General features: G+C 36.0%; 2 pseudogenes. Both read left to right on the top strand.

The window, feature by feature from the left end:
- A pseudogene (locus KJR01_RS10625) lies at positions 1-95 on the top strand (hypothetical protein); the annotation flags it as partial.
- Positions 96-145: 50 nt separating this feature from the next.
- Positions 146-431 (top strand): annotated as a pseudogene (locus KJR01_RS09845) (glutamine amidotransferase-related protein); the annotation flags it as partial.

Here is a 431-nt window from a genome sequence, read left to right as displayed (position 1 = left end):
TTTCGATGTATGGGATGAGTGTTATTGCTGGGCTGATGGTTTTGGAAAAGCAGAGAAAGCAATTCTTTGGTAGAGGTCAGACGATGAAGGATTATTGAGATGCTATCTCGTATACATATCTGACGCTGCTGACTAAAAGCAGTGAGGAGAGCCAAGGATTTTAAAACAAGAGATTGCAGAGATTAAAAAACTTGCAGAAGCTAAAATTCCTATGCTTGGAATTTGCTTAGGTCACCAGCTTTTAAGTAATGCTTTTGGATATGAAACTTATAAAATGAAATTTGGACAACATGGAGCAAATCATCCTGTGATCAATCTTGATACAAAAACGGTAGAAATTACCGCACAAAATCATAATTATAATGTTCCAGAAGAATTAGCTCAAGTGGCTCATATCACTCATAGAAATTTATTTGGCGATAATGTTGAAG

It is taken from the genome of Campylobacter sp. 2018MI10 (assembly GCF_018501175.1).
Classification (GTDB): Bacteria; Campylobacterota; Campylobacteria; order Campylobacterales; family Campylobacteraceae; genus Campylobacter_E.
The sequence above is the reverse complement of the archived record's forward strand: the minus strand, read 5'-3'. Positions and strand labels throughout refer to the sequence as shown.